Here is a 15,529-nt window from a genome sequence, read left to right as displayed (position 1 = left end):
TGATCTTCAGCATGCCGTCTTCGTTGACGATCGAGCCGCCGTCGGTCTTGATAACGGCCTTGTCGTTGTCGACGACGCTGGCCTTGTAGTAGACGCTCTCGGGCGCCGCGGGAGCAGCGGGGTCGGCGGTCGCGGTACCGGCCGCGACGCCGACAGCGGCGACCAGCATGGCGGCCGTCGCGGCGAATTTCCTCATCATCATTTTCTGCGGAACCTCGATACAGAGTGGTTCAGGGACGTGGGAATCACAGACCAGGTCAGCTAACAGACAGTGAACGCTAGGACTTCATCCATTCAGATCGTGTTCACCACGCCTGCGCCGCTGCGAGCAGGGCGACTGAAACATCCACTGCGAGCGTCGCTTTCCACCGAGACTCGAAATGCGACAGAAGATGGCTGGACTCTTGTTTGTGGCTGTAATCACAGGATCTTTCCAGTATGACGGCGCATTCTTCCCAGGAAACGCCTGGCTGGTCACCTGCGCTGTCCCGTGACTCGAGCGACAATGTGCCCATGGCCGCCCTCGACGAACCCCGACATGGCGTCGCTGACTCGCCCCGGCTCGCGATCTCGTGAGCGCGGCCGGATTTCCGCGGATCTGGAGGTCGACGCCACGGCTATCGCCCTGACCTGCATGGTCGAGCGTGCCATCGACTTCACCTTCGCAGCCGGAAATCCGGTGGACGACGAACAGGTGGCCCAGGCGCTGGGCCGCGCGATCTGGCAGACGGTCTACGGCTCATGAGCGATCTGTCGACGCACCTGGAGTCCTTGCTGGGTGTACCGGTAGTGGCCGAGCATACGGTCGGCCGCGGGCACGCCTGGACCTTGTATCGCGTGCGGCTCGCCGACGGCCGCGACGCCTTCGTGAAAAGTGCTGTGGGCGAATCGGGTTCGGCCGCAAACCATGCTTTGTCCGCCGAGGCCGCAGGCCTGCGTTGGTTGCGCGAAGCCGATGCCGCCGACCTGATCCCGCAGCTGCTGGGCGGCGACGACCGCACTCTCGTACTGCCGTGGTTGAGTTCGGTGGCGCCCAGCCGCGCGGCCGCAGTGCAGTTCGGGGCAGCGCTTGCCGAACTGCACGCGCACACCGTCGACCGGTATGGCGCGCCGTGGGTGGGCTGTATCGCCACGGTGCCGCAGGACAACGCGATGGTCGCAGGGGAGTGGGGGCCCTGGTACGCCCGGTATCGACTGCAACCGCTGGTGCCCGCCGCCGCATCAGTTCTGGGACGCGACGGAACTCGGCTCGTCGAGCGGGTGATCGACGGGATCGGCGAACTGGCCGGCCCGCCGGAGCCGCCGTGCCGCATTCACGGCGATCTGTGGTCGGGCAATGTGCTGTGGACCGAGCGCGGCGCGCGACTCATCGACCCGGCAGCCCATGGGGGTCATCGTGAGACGGACCTGGCCATGCTACGGCTGTTCGGCGCCCCGTATCTCGACCACATTCTGGGGGCCTATCGAGAGCGCTTTCCTCCCGCCCCAGGCGTGGAGCAGCGCGTCGCACTGCATCAGCTGTATCCGTTGCTGGTGCATGTCGTGCTGTTCGGCGGGGGATATCGAGAACAAACCATCGCGGCCGCGGAAGAGGCGCTGTCCGCAGTGTGAAAGCCTCTGGGCGGCAGACTCTTCCTGATCGGAGATATCGTCGGCCCGGTATCGAGAAGAAGGAATTGATCATATCGATATGGACGTATGCGCATCTGAACATGTAAAGCCATAGCGCCGCCGCTCGGTAAACAGTCAACTCACCGGCGACAACCACAGCCATGACGGAGTGGCTACGGTCGGGCGATGGAGTTGCGGAGGATTCACCACGCGGCGATCATCGCGTCGGACTATCAGCGATCGAAGTCGTTCTATACCGAGGTGCTCGGGTTGCGGGTGGTAGAGGAGCACTACCGGGCCGAACGTCGTTCGTGGAAGCTGGATCTCGCGCTGCCGGACGGTGCCCGGCTGGAGCTCTTCTCCTTCCCGGATCCGCCGCCCCGGCCGTCGCGGCCTGAGGCGTGCGGCTTGCGTCATCTCGCCTTCGCCGTCGAAGACGTCGCCGCGGGATTGGCGGAGCTGCGGGGGAGGGGAGTGGTCGTCGAAGAGGTTCGCATCGACGAATTCACCGGTCGCCGTTTCGGTTTCTTCTTCGATCCGGACGACTTGCCACTGGAGTTGTACGAGGCCTGAATCCGTTCGGGCCGCTCTCGCGACCGAGGGCGCCGGCGTTCAGGGGCAATGTCGTGCGGCATTGCAACAGTAGGTACGCAAGGCAATATGTGATGGTGATATGCGCATCTATCTATGTATAAACGCAGCGACGCGCCACGGACTTCCAGCTCGAACATCGGAAACAAAAACAGCAGACGAGCCAGAAGGCGTCTTCATACGCCTGAGATGAGGGGTTGTCCGCCAGGGGTAGGCGGCTGCCATACGATGGCCGGATGACCACAGTGTTGCTCAACACATCAGCCGGGGACATCACCCTCGAATTGGACGAGACGAAGGCGCCGCAAACGGTCGCGAACTTCGTGGACTACGTCAAGTCCGGCCACTACGACGGGACGATCTTCCACCGTGTGATTCCGGGTTTCATGGTGCAGGGCGGCGGTCTGACCGTCGATATGCAGCAGAAGCCGGCGCCCAACCGGGTGCAGAACGAGGCCAAGAACGGGCTGCGCAACGACAAGTACACCGTCGCGATGGCGCGTACGGCGGATCCTCATTCGGCCAGTGCTCAGTTCTTCATCAACACCGCGGACAACGACTTCCTGAACTACCCCGGTCAGGACGGCTGGGGTTATGCGGTCTTCGGGCGGGTTGTCGACGGTAACGCCGTCGTCGATTCGATCGAGGGTGTCCGCACGGGCTCCAAGGCCGGGCATCAGGACGTGCCGGTCGAGCCGATCACTATCGTCTCGGCTCAGCTGGCCTGATCGGCAGGGCGCGCGCCCCGCATATCCGTCCGTTCAGCGCCGCAATAGCGGTGCCGATGGCCGGTGGTGCGGGGCGCCGCCATGTCCGCGGCGTACTTGGCGACCAGCCACGGTCCGAGCACCTTGATGTCGAGGACGCTACGCGCGTCGCGCGTGGGAAGGACGGTGAGCGGCCCGTAGCCGCGGCGCATGTCGGCGGCGGTGACGACGACGTGATCGACCGCTTCGACGGTGTCGAAAAGTGCTGCGATGGAGGATTCTTCGGCGATGTCGACCCGCTGTGCGCGGACGTGATCGGGACGTCCGAGCTGTGCGGTCGCGGCGGTCAGGCGGCCGGTGTCGCGGGCGGCGATGGTGACTCGATGTCCGGCGGGCAGGAGTCGCTGGGCCAGCGCGAGGCCCATGCCGGAGCTGCCGCCGATGACGAGGGTGTGGGTGTTGTCGGTCATGGATTCACCGTGCGGCGCGGCGAGCGCGGCGGGGAGACCGGCTGAGGCCTGGTCCTGGCGGGGCTACCCCGGCGTGGCTGGGAAGCGGGCACACTGGACGAGTGAGTGATCGTCGTGCCCTGGGAGATTTCCTGCGTGCGCGCCGCGCGCGGGTGCAGCCGTCGCAGGCGGGTCTGCCGCCGGGGACGCGGCGGCGGCAGACGGCGGGCCTGCGCCGTGAGGAGGTGGCGGCGCTGGCGGGGCTGAGCGTGGACTATTACATCCGGCTGGAGCAGGGCCGCGACCGTAATCCGAGCCCGGAGGTGCTGGCGGCGCTGGCCTCGGCGTTGTTGCTGGATGCCGACGAGGCGGCGCATCTGCACCGGGTGGCGCGGCTGGCGGGGGCACGGTCGGCCACCGCGGCCGCACCGGTGGAGGTGGCGGGACGGGGCATGGTGTTGCTGCTCGAATCGGTGCGTCCCACACCGGCTTTCGTACTCGATCAGGTGAGCAACCTGCTGGCGGCCAATCCGGAGGGGTTGCGGTTGCTGTGGGGTATCGAGCAGTGGGAGCCGATGCGCCGCAATCTGATCCGGTATGTCTTCACGCATCCGGCGGCGCGGACGGTGTTCGAGGATTGGACGGGGATGGCGCGCGATTGTGTGGCGCATCTGCGGGTGGTGCACGGCGCGGGATCGCATCCGGTGGAGCTGGCGGCGCTGACGGCCGAATTGTGCGCGGCGACCGCGGATTTCGAGGCCTTGTGGGCGCATTACGACGTGCGGGCCAAGCGCGGTACGCGGCGGATGTTTCGGCATCCGGCGGTGGGCCGGATGGAGTTGACCTCGGAGATTCTGACCGCGGCGGACGGGCAACGGTTCGTCGCGTTCCAGGCCGAGCCGGGCAGCCCGGACCGCGACGCGGTGACGCTGTTAGGGCTGGTGGGTGATGACGTACCAGAGCGCGGCGAGGGTGCCGAGCACGAACAGTGGTGAGATCACCCAGGTTTCGACCTTGTTGCCGGTGCGCTCGATGATCGGTATGCGGGTGCGGATGTCGAGTGGCCAGAACAGCCGGCAGCCGCGGTCGGTGAGGCAGTCGCCGATGAGGTGGGCGAGGGCGCCGAGGCCGACGGAGAACGGCAGCCAGGCGGGTTTGTCGGAGATCCACTGGTCCATGGCGAAGGTGCCGGCGACCGCGAGGACGGCGATGGTGGCGTAGGAGCGTAGTCCTTCGCCCGGCGGGCACAGGTTCAGCGCGCGGACGGCGAGGGCGAGCAGGAAGAAGACCAGGCCGAGGGTGAACCAGCGGCCGATCCAGTGTTCGCCGGCCCAGGTGCCGTAGGCGACGGCCGCGACGAATGCCAGGGAGTGGGTGGCGTGGCGGTGTCCGCCGGAGATCGTGGAGATGATCTTGCAGGCGGTGTGCGTGATCGGTCCGAGCGCATGCGAGATGGTGCCGCTGGGGTGGTCGGCGTCGGGCAGCAGGGCGGCGCCGGCGGTGAGAAACGTTCCCATGAGCAGGTCGACGGTGCCGAGGTGGCCGATCTGCGCGGCGGGGAAGGTGAGAATCGAAAGTGGTAGCGCGGCAGCGGCTCCCGCCCACGCGAGCGCACCACTGGTCGCATGTGAATGTCCTAGCACCGCCTCGAGATTAGACGATCTTGGTCGGGTGACCGCAGCCGGTCAGGAGTGGGGGTGGGGGTCGAGGATGCGGTCGAGGGCGTTGAGGTCGGATTCGAGTAGGTAGAAGGTGCGCAGGGTGATGAGGAAGGCGAAAAGCCCTCCGACACAGAGTCCGACGATGGGGCCGATGACTATCTGCTGTTGGTCGGGGGTGAGGAATACGAGGCCGGCGGGGACGCCGATGAGCGGGACACAGGCCGCGACGCCGAGGTAGATGCGGCTGCGGTGCACCATGCGGCGCAGCATGGCGGCGTCGGCGGGAGTGGTGCCGCCGGCGGCGACCAGGCCCGGGTAGTACCAGCGCAGGACGAAGTAGGTGACGGGGAAGTAGGTGTAGACGACGGCGACGCAGGCGGCGACGAGGTTGCAGGCGATGAGGCTGGTGGTGATGCCGGCGGGTACGTCGCCGAGGGTGTGCAGTTTGACGAGGAAGACGCCCAGTGCGGCCAGCCATCCCGCGAAGGTGGCCACGGCGATGCGGTCGCCGCAGGCGAGGGTGTCGGCGCGGGCGCGGGCGAGGGTGGCGGCGTCGAATTGTCTGCCGCGGCGTAATCCGTTGGGTATCACGAACACCGAGCGGCACCAGTACATGAGGGCGGCGATGGCGATCGGGTAGGCGATGGCGATCATGACGATGCCCAGGCGCACCATCTGGTGGGCGGCGTCGGCGCCGAGGGCGTCGCGGATGAGTCGCAGGTTGTGGGAGCCGAGGTAGAGCCCGGCGAGCAGATGACCGAGCAGGCTGGAGAGGGTGACGACGGGCATGGGGCGCATACGCAGGCGGGCGCGCAGGCTGTGGGTGGGCGGGTCGACGAGGTCGCGGGCGGCGCGGTCCTGGCTGAGGTCGAGTTGCTGGGCGAGGTCGGCGCCGGTGGCGTAGCGGTCCGCGGGGTCGGGTGACAGGCAGGTGAGCAGGGCGTGGCGCAGCAGGGCGGGGGTGTCGGGTGGAAGGCCGGCTTCGAAGTGGTCGGCGATGGGTGCGCGGCGCCGGTCGATCATGGCTTGCAGGGATTCTTCGGTTTCGCCGGCGTCGTGGCCGTCGTCGAAGGGGAGGCGGCCGGTGAGCAGTTCCCACAGCACGACGGCGAGGGCGTAGAGGTCGGCGCGGGTGTCCAGGTCGGCGGCGGTGGTGTCGAGGTCGGGGTGGCAGGCCTCGAGTTGTTCGGGGGCCATGTAGGGCAGGGAGCCGCCGAAGTAGGCGACGGGGTTGGCGCCGGGCAGGTGGCGGCTGAAGCTGATGTTGAAGTCGGCGAGTTTGGGTTGGCCGTCGGCGGTGAGGAGGACGTTGGCGGGTTTGAGGTCGCGGTGCAGGATGCCGCGGCGGTTGGCGTAGTCGAGCGCGGCGGCGAGGCGGCTGCCCAGCCAGGCGACGGTTTCGGGCCAGCTGAGCCGGGCGAGTTCGGATCGGGTGGGCGAGGGCTGGGGTTCGAGGACGCCGCCGGTGGTGGTGGCCGCGTCGATGGCTTCGAGCAGGAGTTTCCCGTCGCGCTGGGAGGGTGGTGTGCGGCGCAGCATGCGCAGGACGCCGAGCAGGGTGCCGCCGGGCACGTACTGCATGTACATGAGTTTGAGGCGCTGGTCGGTGATCTGGCGCTGGTCGAAGACGCGCACGATGTGGTCGTGGTCGAGTTGGGCGAGGGTTTGTGGTTCGCTGCCGCGGTCGTGGGAGATCTTGACGGCGACGAGGCGGCCCATGGAGCGTTGCCGGGCGAGGAAGACGCGGGCGAATGCGCCTTGGCCGAGGGGGAGCAGCAGGTCGAAGTCGTCGACGGTGGCGCCGGGGTTGATGGTGTCGAGTGCGTCGAGGGCGGTGGGGTCGGCGAGCATGGTGGTGCGCAGTCCGGGTGCCGAGGGGGGTAGATCCTCGAGGCCTTCGGTGATGCGGGCCATCTGGATGGGGTAGTCCTGTTCGTATTCGCCGAGGTCGACGTGGTGGTCGCGGCGGCTGCGGGCGTTGATCTCTTCGTAGACCAGGTCGGGGGGCAGGGGTGCGGCGGCGAGTTCGGGGAATTGTGCGCGGTAGTCGGCCAGGCGCGGTGCGTCGGTGTCGCGTTGCCAGCGTTCGTGCAGGTCGACCTTGATGAGTTCGATGAGGGCTGAGCGGCGCAGCGTGGGTTCAGCGGGCAGGTGGGCCGACAGATCAGGAGGTTCGCTGGAGGTTTGCCATTGCCGGGCGAAGCGGGCGACGAGCGACGTCAGCGCGGTCTGCGTTGCGGTGGCGCGGTCGGCACCGGGGTCGGGTGCGGTCGCGCCGAGGTTGTCGGTCATCCCTCGCTCGCTTCGATTCGGTGGTACCCGGGCCCGGACCCGAGAATAGGTGAATCCTCCCATGAATTCTGGGGAACGTGCCGATGCCGTTACGTTATACGGGATTTCGCGCGCACCGTGCGGTGCTGGGAAGTCGGTCGGCTGCGGCGTCGGGATGCCGCCAGGGCCGGGTCGGCGGGTTGGTCGGCCCGGGTGGTCGCGGCGCCGTCGCGTGGGCGGGCGGTGTCCGGCTGTGCGGTGGTGGATTAGCTCGGGGGTTGTTCCGCGGCGTCGGCGGATTGCGGCCCGCCGCTGGCATTAGTGGATTGAAGCGAGATAGGCTCCGGGTGGTTGAAGGAGCCGAGCGGCCGGATCGGTCGCTCTCGTCGAAAGGGGTCCGCCGTGTCGGTGCCGGCCGCGGTGAAATCCGAGATCCAGAACATCGGGGGCGCGTTCATGTTCTCCCGCGAGGCCAAGGCATTCGGTGCCACCACCGGTGTGGACGGCTTCATCGGTCCCTATACGCGGGGTCGCGGCGGGGTGCTCGGCGAGGTGGATGCCGATGTGGTGGCCGCGGCGTTCGGGTTCTTCGAGCCGGAAACCGTTCGGGCAGCCTGGGATTCGGTGGCGATGGCGCCCGCGGAGGCCGCGGCCGGATATCTCGCGGCGTGCCAGGGTTTCGGTCGCCGCAAACTCGCCGGATTCGACGGCTGCGACCGGTTGGCCGAATTGCTGCGCGTGGTGACCGATGCCGCCGATGTGGCGGGGGTGAGCCTGTTCGCGGGCTGGCGGGCGTTGCCGCTCGCCGACGATGCCGCAGGCCGAGTGCTGCAGTTGATCCATTGTCTGCGTGAGTTGCGGGGCGGCCTGCATCTGATGGCGGTGCGGGCCAGTGGGCTGTCGCCGTTCGAGGCGGTGCTGATCGGTGGCTCGCCGCGTACCGACGGGCCCACCCAGGCGCGGCTGTTCGGGTGGGGTGCGCGGGTCGATGGCACCGAGGTGAGCTCCGCGATGCGGCAACGCTGGGATGCGGCCGAGGCGCTCACCGACGAGCTGATCGCCCCGGCCTTCGCGGCGCTGGACGACACCGCGGGCAAGGAGCTGATCGAGCTGCTGCGTGGAGCCCACGCCACCGTCTTCGCGCGGTAGTCGCTGCCGTCCGGGGGCCATACTGCCGTAAGCTGTCGGTATGGCGGAGACGAAGAAGGTGACGATCTCGGTCCCCAAGGATGATGTGTCGACCTTGGAGCGCTGGAAGGCGTCGGGGCGGATCGACAATCTGTCCGCCTACGTGTCGGCCGCGCTGCGGGATCGGATGGATCGCGATATTTCGCTGGATGCCATCGAGTCCAGTTTCGGTGGCGTGCCGCCGCTCGAGCTGGTGAATCAGGCCCGGCGTGCGCAGGGCCTGCCGCCGCTGTCGGCGGAGGATCTGGATCGGCGAAGCGCCGGCGCCGCGTGAGCCCGGCCGCACTGGGCGGCGTGGTGTTCGACACCGCCGCCGTGGTGGGCTGGACGCGGCGGCTGCCGTATGTGCACGCGGTCGCGTGGGCGACGGCCGAGGCCGGCCATACCATCGTGGTGCCCGCGGCGGTGGCGGCGGCGGGGCAGGCGCTGATCCGGCCGGATCGGCTCGATATTCTCGCGGTGTTGCTGGAGCTGCCGCACACCGTGGTGACCGGACTGGACACCGGCGCGGCCTCCCGAGTGGCGGCGCTGCTGGCCGGACGCTCCGATGCCGACGGGCTGGTGGCCGCCGGACACGCCGCCAGTGAGGCAGTCTCTCGCAGTTGGCCGTGTTTGACCGCTCGGCCGGATATGTTGCGACGCATCGACCATCAGGTGCTGGTCGATCCGCTGCCCTGACCGACCGCGGCCGCGGCCGCCGTGCGACGACGAGGAGAGGACCGCGACCATGTCAACGGCCCTGAGCCCCCGGATTTCCCGGCTGCGCCAGCTGATCGACCATCCCGCCACCGGCGCCGCCGAACGCGATGCCGCCCAGCGCATGCTCGACCGCATCCTGGCCAAGCATCCGCAGGCGGCGGGACCGCGTGGCGATCGTGATTACGGTCCCCGCTATCACCGGGTCGGTCGGCACGCCACCTTGGCGAGCATCGCCGAAATGATCAGTCAGGACATCGTTTTCGCGCAGGTTTTCAGCATGCCGCAGCATCGTGCGGAACTCGCCGAACGTTCGCCGATCCGTGACGCTCCGATCGAGATCTCCTATTCGGTCGCGACGCCGTACATCGGCAAGATCATCGTCACCATCGAGGGCGTGCCGCGCGAGTGGGGCTGGGTCAGCGACTGCGGCATCGACAACCCGAGCCCGGCGCTGCAGGAGCTGGCCGACGAGCTGGCCGAGATCATGAACGCCTACAACCACGACGGCAGCGATATCGGTAAACGCTTCTTCGCCTGTGTGCGGGTGCCCGAGCGGACCCTGATCTGGTGACCCGCTAACCCGGTGTCCGGGCGTTCCCGGGCGTGAAAGGTGTTGCGGCGCTGCGTAATGCCTCGATCACGGCCGCGATCGCCGGGGTGAGTGGGGCAGGTGTGCGGATCAGTGACAGGCGGCGCAGTTCGGTGGCGGCGCGGTCGTGGGAGCCGGTGACGACGCGCAGTGTGATCACCTCCGGCGGCGGCGCCGGGAACAGGCCCGAGGGGACGGTGGTCAGGCCGCAGCCGGCTGCGACGAGGGCGAGTCTGGCGAGCCAGTCGCGGGCGCGGTGTGCGATGTGGGGGCGGCCGGGCAGCCCCGGCCACACTCCCAGCAGGGGTTCGGTGGTGGCGGCGGGGCTCGCGATCCACGGGGCGTCGACGAGTTCGGCGACGGTGACGGTCGCGCGCCCGGCGAAGCGGCCGGTGGCGGGGGCGGCGACGAGCAGTTCCACCTCGCTGAGTTGTTCGACGATCAGCCGCGGCAGTTCGGTGTCGGGTGGCCGGTGCGGCGGCCGCGAGGTGATCACGGCGAGGTCGAGGCTGCCGGCGCGGATGGCGCGAACCAGTGCCGGCGTGGTCCCCTCGCGGGTGGACACCTCGAGTGCGGGGTGGGTGCGTCGCAGTGCGGCCAGCGCGGTGGGTACGAGTACCGCGCCCGTGCTGATGAGGCTGCCCAGCCGCACCCGCTGGGCGAGGTCGTCGTCGAGGTCGCGTCGCGCCGCCTCCAGCGCGTCGAGCACGACCCGCGCGTGGCGCAGCAGCGTCAGCCCGGCCGGGGTGAGGTGGACGCCGGTGCGGTGGCGTTCGAACAGGGGTTTGCCGGCCTCGCGTTCGAGGGCGGCGGCTTGGCGTGAGATTCCGGATTGGGTGTAGCCGAGGGCGGTGGCCGCGGCGGTGAACGAGCCGCGTTCGGCGACCTCGGCCAGTCCGGCCGGTGACAGATCCATGACTATCCGGCATACCGGATATGCCTGACTCTCGCTGGTGGCATGACCGGATCGCGACCTACGTTGGCGGGGAAGTGATTCGAAACCGGAGGAGTGGGCGATGCGTGCGGCGCTGTTGGAGCAGTTCGGGCAACCGTTGACGGTGACTAGTGTGCCCGATCCGGTGGCCGGGCCGGGCGAGGTCCTGGTCGATGTGCTCGCTACCTGTGTCTTGCCTTATGCGGCAGAGGTTTTCGGCGGTGCGCGCAAGTATCCGCTGGAGCCGCCGGTGATCCCGGGAATGGGTGGGGTCGGGCGGGTGGTGTCGGCCGGACCGGATGCGACCCGGCTACGGCCCGGTGACCTGGTGTGGTGTGATCCGACGGTGCGTTCCCGCGACGACGCGCGCACACCCGACATCACGTTGCAGGGCTGGAGTTCGCGTGGTCCGGGCGGGCTGCGGTTGTCGCGGTACTTCCATCACGGTTCGTTCGCGGAGCGGATGGTCGTGCCGACCGAAAACGCCGTGCCGCTCGGCGATGTCGATGCCGGGGACGTGGCACGGTGGGCGTCGCTGGCGGTGCCGCTGGTGCCGTACGGGGGTCTGCTGGCGGCGGACCTGCGTGCCGGGGAGACATTGCTGGTGAGCGGGGCGACCGGCAATTTCGGGGGTGCGGCGGTGGCGGTGGGGCTGGCCATGGGTGCGAGCCGGGTGGTGGCTCCTGGCCGCAACCGCGCGGCTGCGACCCGGTTGCGGGACCTGTTCGGGGACCGTGTTCGCCCGGTCGAGCTGACCGGCGACGCGCAGGTGGATCGGCAGGCGATGCAGTCCGCGGGTGGGGGACCGGTGGACGTGGTGCTCGATATCCTGCCGCCCGCGGCGGACGCGCAGGTGGTGCGGACCGCGGCGATGACGGTGCGCGAGTTCGGGCGCGTCGTGCTCATGGGCGGGGTGGGGATGCTGGGCGGTTCCGATCTGGCGCTGCCGTATCCGTGGCTGATGCGCAACAGTGTGACGGTGCGGGGGCAGTGGATGTGCCCGCGCACCGCTGTTGCGGGGTTGATCGAGCTGGTGCGGTGCGGGCTGCTCGATCTGTCGGGGGAAACGGTCACCACCTTCGGATTGGACGACATCGCGGTGGCGGTGGAGCACGCCGCGGCCCATCCCGCGGCGTTCGATCGCACGGTGGTGCTGCCGCAGCGGCACTCACCACTGCCGAGGTAGGTAATACGCGGGTATTATGGTGGCTGCGTGGAGTACGCATGGTGGATCGGAATCCACTCGTTCCTGGCTCGTGCCGAGGTGGCGCCCTGGGAGGTGATGGAGGTGCTGTATTCGTCGCGGCGCTGGCCGCGCCCGGCCCGCACCCCGGAAGGGTTGCCCGTCACGACCGTGTGGGGCCGCACCGATGCGGGCCGTCCACTGGTGGTGATGTTGCGCGAACGGCCGTCGCCGGAGTCGGCCGGCACCTGGGAGATCGTGATGGCCGCGCAGATGCGCCCGCAGCAGCTCGAGGAATACACCGCATGGGAGGCGAACCGATGACCGACAAGCACATCTTCGAACCGAAGCCCGGCGCCGACCCGCAGGCGGTCGTGGACGGTTTGGTGTTCGATGACTCCGCCGCCGCGCCCTCCCTGCCGCCGACCGGCGAGGAGATCGAACGCGGCATGGTCACCACCTCTCTGAAACTGCCGAAGGATCTGCGCGACCGGATCCGGGAGGCGGCCGCCGAGCACTGCGTCACCCCCTCGATGCTGATTCGCCAATACATCGAGATGGGGTTGCTCGCCGAGCAGCCCGGCCGGATGATCCCGCTGTCGGATGCGATCCGGGTGCTGAGCAGTCTGCGTCCCTCGGCCTGAGCCCGGTTACCCGAGTTCGGTGGCGGCCCACAGGTCGTAACCGTGACCGCCGGGCTCGGGCGGGCCCGCCACGATGTGGTGGGTGCGGGTGCCGTCGGGTCCGCGTTCGGCGCGCAGGAACAGGTCGCCGGGGTGCGCGTCGGCGTGGCGGGTGCGGGCGTAGTCGTAGAGGTGGGTGACGAACACGACCTTCACTCCGGCCTCGGTGAGCGCCCGCAGCAGCGGCCCGGCGATACGGCCGGCGTCGCGTTCGCCGGTCGAGGCGAACGCCTCGTTGCACAGCAGCAGCCCGCGCGGCCCGATCCGGTCGATCACCTCCGTCGCGGACGTCGGCGGCGAATTCCTGGGCGAGGACGAACATTCCGGATTTATACAGCTAGCTGTACAGTTAGCTTAGTAAATGATACGGTGGAGTCATGTCCGGAAAGCCTGCGCCCACAGCCGCCGCGGTGGCGACCGATCTGCGTGTCGCCGTCAGCCGGCTGCTGCGGCAGCTGCGCGCTCAGGCCGAGGGCAGCGACCTCACCAAATCCCAGAGCTCGGTCCTCATCCGCCTCGAACAGGGCGGGCCCGCCACGGCCACCCAACTGGCCCATGCGGCGGGAATGCGCCCGCAATCGATGGCGAAAATCGTTCGCGCGCTGGAAGAGGCGGGTCTCATCGCGGGCACATCCGATCCGGCCGACGGCCGCAAAACCGTCCTGGACCTGACCGACGCCGCCCGCGACGAATTCCGCACCGGCCGCCGGGCGAAAGAGGACTGGCTCACCCGCGTCATCGAGGCCGAATTCACCGACGCCGAAATCCGGCAACTCGCCGATGCGGTCGGGCTGCTCGACCGCATCGGCCGCGCCGGCTGATCGAAGCGCCCACAACCGATATCCGCGACCCGGCCACCGGGCTCGCGTGATCCGGCGCGCGCCGACCCCGGTGCGCCGAAACCGCACGCCAGCAAAGGAATTCGTCATGCCCGTCACCACCCTGGACCCGGCCACCGCCCTGATCGTGATCGATCTGCAGCAGGGCATCGTCGGCCGGCCGCTGGCGCATCCGGTCGAACCCGTGATCACGCGCGCGGCCACACTCGTGCACGCCTTTCGCGATCGGGACCTGCCGGTCGTGCTCGTCAACGTCGCCGGCACCCCGCCGGGGCGCACCGACGCCGGCGCGATGGCCATGACAGATCTGCCGCCGGACTGGACCGCCCTCATCCCCGAGATGGCGCCGCAGCCCGGCGACATCCAGGTCACCAAGCATGCCCGCAGCGCCTTCGCCGGCACCGGGCTCGCCGACCGGCTGCGCGCCGACGGCGTCACGCAAGTGGTGGTCGTGGGCATCGCCACCGGCGCCGGCGTCGAATCGACCGCCCGCGACGCCCACGAACAGGGGTTCCACGTCACGCTGCCCGTCGATGCGATGACCGATTCCGACGCCGAACGCCACGACCACAGCATCGCCCACATTTTCGGCCGCATCGCCGAAACCGGAACCACCGACGACGTGCTACGGAGATTGGCGGCCCGCTCGTGACAGCCGCCCCCGCCGGCACCGCGCCCGCTCGCAGCGATCCGTTCACCGTCCGCTTCGTCGGGCCGCTGCTGCTGGGCTCGACGCTCAATCCGATCAACACCTCCACCATCGCCACCGCCCTCGTCGGCATCGGCGTCGACTTCCACCGGGGCCCCGGCACCACCGCCGTGCTCATCTCGGTGCTGTATCTGTGCAGTGCCATCGCCCAGCCCACCATGGGCAAGCTCGCCACACTGTTCGGGCCGCGCCGGGTGTTCACCGGCGGGCTGATCATCCTCGTCGCCGCCGGCGTGATCGGTGCCGCCGCACCGACGTTCGGCTTCCTGGTGGTGTCGCGTGCGCTCATCGGGATCGGCACCTCGGCGGCGTTTCCCACCGCGATGGCGCTGGTGCGGCGGCGCGCCGACGACGCCGAGACGGGGGTGCCGGCGCGGGTGCTGGGTAATTTCTCGATCGCCGCGCAGGTGACCTCCGTGGTGGGGTTGCCGCTGGGTGGTCTGCTGGCGGGTGTGTTCGGTTGGCGCGCAATATTTTTCGTCAACATCCCGCTCGCGCTGGTGGCGCTGGTGGCGACAATGACCGGCGTGCCGAAGGATGAACCGCGCGACCGTGATCAGGGGTCGCTGCCGGCCGCGGTCGACCTTGTCGGCATCGGCTTGTTCGCCGGTGCCGTGATCGGCATGCTGAGGTTTCTGTCGGATCTGCGCTCACCGCTGTGGTGGTTGCTGCCGGTGACGCTGGGACTGGTCGCCGCGCTGGTGGCGTGGGAATTGCGGGCCCGCAGCCCGCTCATCGACGTGCGGATGCTGACCCGCAACGGCGGCCTGCTGCGCACCTATCTGCGGCAGGCGGTGGTGTCGCTGGGCACCTACACCGCCCTCTACGGGACCAGTCAGTGGATGGAACAGGCCGCCCATTACAGCGCCTCCCAGGTGGGGTTGATCCTGCTGCCGCTCTCGGCGATCAGCATCGTCATCGCGCGGCTGGTGTCCAATCGCGGCTGGGTGCGGGTGCCGCTGACCGCCAGCGGTGCGGCGTTGATCGCGACCGGGCTGGTGATGGTCGTGATCACGCACCACTCGCCGGTGGTCGTGCTGATCGCGATGTCGCTGTTGTTCGGTGTGGCCAGTGGAGCCAGCGGGTTCGCCAACCAGGCCGCGCTGTATGTGCAGGCGCCCGCCCGGCAGGTCGCGGTGGCGTCGGGGTTGTATCGCACCTTCGCCTATATGGGGGCGATCTTCTCCTCCAGCCTGATCGCGCTGACCTTCGGTTCGGCCACCACCGATGCCGGGCTGCACGCCATCGCCTGGGTGATCGTCGGCCTCGGTGTCCTCGTCGCGCTGATGACGCTGCTGGACACCACGATTCCGGCCCGCACCGGCCGGGCACCGGCGCACTGACTCAACTGTAGGTTGCGGTCAGTTCGGTAACACGCTGCTGCGGCCAGGGGCATCGGATCTCACCCTGGGTGG

Annotated in this window: 20 protein-coding genes and 1 pseudogene; 15 read left to right on the top strand and 6 right to left on the bottom strand. The window is 68.9% G+C overall.

Going from position 1 to position 15,529, the window contains the following annotated elements; all coding sequences use genetic code 11:
* Window positions 1–202: pseudogene (locus tag C5E41_RS31375) on the bottom strand (hypothetical protein); the annotation flags it as partial.
* Window positions 203–538: 336 nt separating this feature from the next.
* Here C5E41_RS31375 and C5E41_RS31370 point away from each other — a divergent pair.
* From C5E41_RS31370 to C5E41_RS31355, 4 genes are all read left to right on the top strand, one after another.
* Entirely contained in the window at window positions 539–745 is a 207-nt protein-coding gene (locus C5E41_RS31370) for a hypothetical protein (protein WP_104379312.1), read from the top strand.
* Window positions 742–1,611: a fructosamine kinase family protein gene (locus C5E41_RS31365; protein WP_104379311.1), complete on the top strand. Its 870-nt coding sequence runs from the start codon at window positions 742–744 to the stop codon at window positions 1,609–1,611. Before C5E41_RS31370 ends, C5E41_RS31365 begins: the two co-directional genes overlap by 4 nt.
* A 186-nt stretch (window positions 1,612–1,797) precedes the next feature.
* The gene (gene gloA2, locus C5E41_RS31360; protein WP_104379310.1) at window positions 1,798–2,184 is read left to right on the top strand and encodes an SMU1112c/YaeR family gloxylase I-like metalloprotein; all 387 of its coding nucleotides are present in this window, start codon (window positions 1,798–1,800) and stop codon (window positions 2,182–2,184) included.
* Window positions 2,185–2,438: 254 nt separating this feature from the next.
* Window positions 2,439–2,930, top strand: coding sequence for a peptidylprolyl isomerase (locus tag C5E41_RS31355; protein ID WP_104379309.1), 492 nt, complete (start codon window positions 2,439–2,441; stop codon window positions 2,928–2,930).
* Here the strand turns inward: C5E41_RS31355 and C5E41_RS31350 are convergent.
* Window positions 2,918–3,379 (bottom strand): SDR family NAD(P)-dependent oxidoreductase, encoded by a 462-nt coding sequence (locus tag C5E41_RS31350; protein WP_104379308.1) that lies wholly within the window; start codon window positions 3,377–3,379, stop codon window positions 2,918–2,920. The genes C5E41_RS31355 and C5E41_RS31350 overlap by 13 nt on opposite strands.
* Window positions 3,380–3,480: 101 nt before the next feature.
* Here C5E41_RS31350 and C5E41_RS31345 point away from each other — a divergent pair, with 101 nt between their 5' ends.
* Window positions 3,481–4,353, top strand: coding sequence for a helix-turn-helix domain-containing protein (locus tag C5E41_RS31345; RefSeq protein ID WP_104379307.1), 873 nt, complete (start codon window positions 3,481–3,483; stop codon window positions 4,351–4,353).
* Here C5E41_RS31345 and C5E41_RS31340 read toward each other — a convergent pair.
* Complete coding sequence (locus C5E41_RS31340; RefSeq protein WP_104379306.1) at window positions 4,291–5,001, bottom strand: metal-dependent hydrolase; 711 nt, start codon at window positions 4,999–5,001, stop codon at window positions 4,291–4,293. The two genes, C5E41_RS31345 and C5E41_RS31340, sit on opposite strands and share 63 nt — an antisense overlap.
* 42 nt (window positions 5,002–5,043) lie before the next feature.
* Window positions 5,044–7,311, bottom strand: a complete 2,268-nt coding sequence (locus C5E41_RS31335; protein ID WP_104379305.1) for a serine/threonine-protein kinase — start codon at window positions 7,309–7,311, stop codon at window positions 5,044–5,046.
* Between the two features lie 381 nt (window positions 7,312–7,692).
* On the opposite strand from C5E41_RS31335, the gene C5E41_RS31330 reads away from it, so the two are divergent.
* From C5E41_RS31330 to C5E41_RS31315, 4 genes are read left to right on the top strand one after another with little or no spacing between them, the layout of a single operon-like run.
* Window positions 7,693–8,439: an SCO6745 family protein gene (locus tag C5E41_RS31330; protein ID WP_104379304.1), complete on the top strand. Its 747-nt coding sequence runs from the start codon at window positions 7,693–7,695 to the stop codon at window positions 8,437–8,439.
* A 40-nt stretch (window positions 8,440–8,479) separates the two neighbouring features.
* Window positions 8,480–8,752 carry a hypothetical protein gene (locus C5E41_RS31325; RefSeq protein ID WP_104379303.1) on the top strand — a complete coding sequence of 91 codons (273 nt, stop codon included), beginning with the start codon at window positions 8,480–8,482 and terminating at the stop codon, window positions 8,750–8,752.
* The gene (locus C5E41_RS31320; protein WP_104379302.1) at window positions 8,749–9,156 is read left to right on the top strand and encodes a hypothetical protein; all 408 of its coding nucleotides are present in this window, start codon (window positions 8,749–8,751) and stop codon (window positions 9,154–9,156) included. The genes C5E41_RS31325 and C5E41_RS31320 overlap by 4 nt, the downstream gene beginning before the upstream one ends.
* A 49-nt stretch (window positions 9,157–9,205) precedes the next feature.
* Window positions 9,206–9,748, top strand: a complete 543-nt coding sequence (locus C5E41_RS31315; RefSeq protein ID WP_104379301.1) for a hypothetical protein — start codon at window positions 9,206–9,208, stop codon at window positions 9,746–9,748.
* 4 nt (window positions 9,749–9,752) lie between these two features.
* Here the strand turns inward: C5E41_RS31315 and C5E41_RS31310 are convergent, their stop codons facing one another.
* Window positions 9,753–10,682 (bottom strand): LysR family transcriptional regulator, encoded by a 930-nt coding sequence (locus C5E41_RS31310; RefSeq protein WP_104379300.1) that lies wholly within the window; start codon window positions 10,680–10,682, stop codon window positions 9,753–9,755.
* 100 nt (window positions 10,683–10,782) lie between these two features.
* Here C5E41_RS31310 and C5E41_RS35825 point away from each other — a divergent pair, with 100 nt between their 5' ends.
* From C5E41_RS35825 to C5E41_RS31295, 3 genes are read left to right on the top strand one after another with little or no spacing between them, the layout of a single operon-like run.
* A complete protein-coding gene (locus C5E41_RS35825) occupies window positions 10,783–11,886 on the top strand; it encodes an alcohol dehydrogenase catalytic domain-containing protein (RefSeq protein WP_104379299.1) in 1,104 nt (367 codons plus the stop codon).
* Between the two features lie 27 nt (window positions 11,887–11,913).
* Window positions 11,914–12,207: a hypothetical protein gene (locus C5E41_RS31300; protein WP_258081382.1), complete on the top strand. Its 294-nt coding sequence runs from the start codon at window positions 11,914–11,916 to the stop codon at window positions 12,205–12,207.
* The gene (locus C5E41_RS31295; protein ID WP_104379298.1) at window positions 12,189–12,527 is read left to right on the top strand and encodes a CopG family transcriptional regulator; all 339 of its coding nucleotides are present in this window, start codon (window positions 12,189–12,191) and stop codon (window positions 12,525–12,527) included. Before C5E41_RS31300 ends, C5E41_RS31295 begins: the two co-directional genes overlap by 19 nt.
* Before the next feature lie 6 nt (window positions 12,528–12,533).
* On the opposite strand, the gene C5E41_RS31290 is transcribed toward C5E41_RS31295, so the two are convergent.
* A complete protein-coding gene (locus C5E41_RS31290; RefSeq protein ID WP_104379297.1) occupies window positions 12,534–12,842 on the bottom strand; it encodes a hypothetical protein in 309 nt (102 codons plus the stop codon).
* Between the two features lie 101 nt (window positions 12,843–12,943).
* Between C5E41_RS31290 and C5E41_RS31285 the strand changes: the two genes are divergently transcribed.
* From C5E41_RS31285 to C5E41_RS31275, 3 genes are all read left to right on the top strand, one after another.
* The gene (locus tag C5E41_RS31285) at window positions 12,944–13,387 is read left to right on the top strand and encodes a MarR family winged helix-turn-helix transcriptional regulator (protein ID WP_104379296.1); all 444 of its coding nucleotides are present in this window, start codon (window positions 12,944–12,946) and stop codon (window positions 13,385–13,387) included.
* Between the two features lie 106 nt (window positions 13,388–13,493).
* Window positions 13,494–14,057: an isochorismatase family cysteine hydrolase gene (locus C5E41_RS31280; RefSeq protein ID WP_104379313.1), complete on the top strand. Its 564-nt coding sequence runs from the start codon at window positions 13,494–13,496 to the stop codon at window positions 14,055–14,057.
* Window positions 14,054–15,457, top strand: coding sequence for an MFS transporter (locus tag C5E41_RS31275; RefSeq protein ID WP_104379295.1), 1,404 nt, complete (start codon window positions 14,054–14,056; stop codon window positions 15,455–15,457). The genes C5E41_RS31280 and C5E41_RS31275 overlap by 4 nt, the downstream gene beginning before the upstream one ends.
* Window positions 15,458–15,529 lie beyond the last annotated feature (72 nt).

Source organism: Nocardia nova (genome assembly GCF_002933465.1).
GTDB lineage: Bacteria > Actinomycetota > Actinomycetes > Mycobacteriales > Mycobacteriaceae > Nocardia > Nocardia nova_B.
This window is presented reverse-complemented; position numbering and strand designations above follow the sequence as displayed.

Coding starts and splice junctions, on each gene's coding strand:
- C5E41_RS31280 (WP_104379313.1), top strand. CDS start 13,494: ATGCCCGTCACCACCCTGGACCCGGCCACCGCCCTGATCGTGATCGAT.
- C5E41_RS31285 (WP_104379296.1), top strand. CDS start 12,944: ATGTCCGGAAAGCCTGCGCCCACAGCCGCCGCGGTGGCGACCGATCTG.
- C5E41_RS31355 (WP_104379309.1), top strand. CDS start 2,439: ATGACCACAGTGTTGCTCAACACATCAGCCGGGGACATCACCCTCGAA.
- C5E41_RS31325 (WP_104379303.1), top strand. CDS start 8,480: ATGGCGGAGACGAAGAAGGTGACGATCTCGGTCCCCAAGGATGATGTG.
- C5E41_RS31350 (WP_104379308.1), bottom strand. CDS start 3,379: ATGACCGACAACACCCACACCCTCGTCATCGGCGGCAGCTCCGGCATG.
- C5E41_RS35825 (WP_104379299.1), top strand. CDS start 10,783: ATGCGTGCGGCGCTGTTGGAGCAGTTCGGGCAACCGTTGACGGTGACT.
- C5E41_RS31295 (WP_104379298.1), top strand. CDS start 12,189: ATGGGAGGCGAACCGATGACCGACAAGCACATCTTCGAACCGAAGCCC.
- C5E41_RS31335 (WP_104379305.1), bottom strand. CDS start 7,311: ATGACCGACAACCTCGGCGCGACCGCACCCGACCCCGGTGCCGACCGC.
- C5E41_RS31315 (WP_104379301.1), top strand. CDS start 9,206: ATGTCAACGGCCCTGAGCCCCCGGATTTCCCGGCTGCGCCAGCTGATC.
- C5E41_RS31370 (WP_104379312.1), top strand. CDS start 539: ATGGCGTCGCTGACTCGCCCCGGCTCGCGATCTCGTGAGCGCGGCCGG.
- gloA2 (WP_104379310.1), top strand. CDS start 1,798: ATGGAGTTGCGGAGGATTCACCACGCGGCGATCATCGCGTCGGACTAT.
- C5E41_RS31365 (WP_104379311.1), top strand. CDS start 742: ATGAGCGATCTGTCGACGCACCTGGAGTCCTTGCTGGGTGTACCGGTA.
- C5E41_RS31310 (WP_104379300.1), bottom strand. CDS start 10,682: ATGGATCTGTCACCGGCCGGACTGGCCGAGGTCGCCGAACGCGGCTCG.